The 1709-nt window shown below is 44.7% G+C and carries 1 protein-coding gene; it reads right to left on the bottom strand.

Annotated features, from left to right (window positions below; translation table 11 throughout):
• Positions 1-199 precede the first annotated feature (199 nt).
• Positions 200-1666: an IMP dehydrogenase gene (guaB, locus tag C1T29_RS00030; RefSeq protein WP_020449769.1), complete on the bottom strand. Its 1467-nt coding sequence runs from the start codon at positions 1664-1666 to the stop codon at positions 200-202.
• Positions 1667-1709 lie beyond the last annotated feature (43 nt).

Here is a 1709-nt window from a genome sequence, read left to right as displayed (position 1 = left end):
AGCAACGATCAACATGATCAGCTGCTTTATTCTCTTGCTTTTCAAATCGTGATACCTCCGCTTTTCATCAGACTAATAATCTATATCAAAGCCTTTTAAGACATTTTTCAAACACAACATTATAAATTTTATCATAAGGAAGCAAAAAAAAATAGACAGAGTATTACTCTGTCTACGGTTTAATTTTTGTCATATTTGATTAGGAAATGGTATAGTTAGGCGATTCTTTGGTAATTTGTACATCGTGAGGATGGCTTTCCCGCAGGCCTGCGCCTGTCATGCGGATGAACTGCGCATCTTCCCTCAGTGCGTGCAAATCTTTTGTTCCACAGTACCCCATGCCGGATTTCAAACCGCCGACAAGCTGATAAACTGTGTCAGCAACCGGACCTTTATAAGGCGTACGGCCCTCAATGCCTTCCGGAACGAATTTTTTGTTTTCCTCTTGGAAGTAGCGGTCTTTGCTTCCTTTTTCCATTGCAGCTACTGAACCCATACCGCGATAAACTTTAAAGCGTCTGCCTTGGTAGATTTCAGTCTCGCCTGGGCTTTCGGATGTTCCGGCAAGAAGGCTTCCAAGCATGACGGCATGTCCGCCGGCAGCCAAGGCTTTGACGATATCTCCGGAAAACTTGATGCCGCCGTCTGCAATAATCGCCGCACCGTGTTTTCTTGCTTCAGTCGCACAATCGTAAATCGCTGTCACTTGCGGAACACCGACACCGGCCACTACGCGGGTTGTACAAATAGAACCCGGTCCGATACCGACTTTAACTACATTTGCTCCGGCTTCGATAAGTGCTTTTGTTCCTTCGGCAGTTGCGACGTTGCCGGCAATGATATTTAATTCAGGATAAGTGTCGCGGATTTTCTTAACGGTATCCAAGACACCTTGTGAATGGCCGTGCGCGGTATCAACGACGATCACATCGACATTGGCTTCCACAAGCTTTCTGACGCGTGTCATTGTGTCGCCTGTTACACCAACCGCTGCTCCAACCAATAGGCGGCCGTGAACATCTTTCGCTGAATTCGGGAATTCGATTACTTTTTCAATGTCTTTAATCGTAATAAGCCCTTTTAAAACACCTTGATCATCTAAAAGAGGGAGTTTTTCGATCTTGTATTTTTGAAGAATTTTTTCCGCTTCATCCAGGGTTGTACCAACAGGAGCCGTAACAAGCTCTTCTTTTGTCATAACATCGCTGATTTTCATGGAGTAATCAGAAATAAATCGCAGATCACGGTTTGTGATAATTCCAACCAGCTTCTGATCCTCTTCATTGTCAACAATCGGAACACCGGAAATTCTGTATTTGCCCATCAAATGTTCTGCATCAAAAACTTGGTGCTCTGGCGTCAGGAAAAACGGATTTGTAATGACGCCCCGCTCTGAACGTTTGACTTTGTCAACCTGCTCAGCCTGCTGTTCAATCGACATGTTTTTGTGGATAATGCCCAATCCGCCCTGCCGTGCCATCGCGATGGCCATTTGAGCTTCTGTCACTGTATCCATGCCTGCACTAATAATTGGAACATTCAGCTTAAGGGACGGTGTAAGCTCAACCGATAAATCCACGTCGCGCGGAAGTACCTCCGATTTAGCCGGAACGAGCAATACATCATCAAATGTTAAGCCTTCTTTCGAAAATTTGCTTTCCCACATTAGTAAATCCCCCTCTTTTCGGCAAAATATTATATGTAGATTA

The sequence above is a fragment of the Bacillus sp. MBGLi79 genome (assembly GCF_002953915.1).
The sequence above is the reverse complement of the archived record's forward strand: the minus strand, read 5'-3'. Positions and strand labels throughout refer to the sequence as shown.

Bases quoted from the DNA above. Each gene is read 5' to 3' on its own strand.
- guaB (WP_020449769.1), bottom strand. From the start codon at position 1,666: ATGTGGGAAAGCAAATTTTCGAAAGAAGGCTTAACATTTGATGATGTA.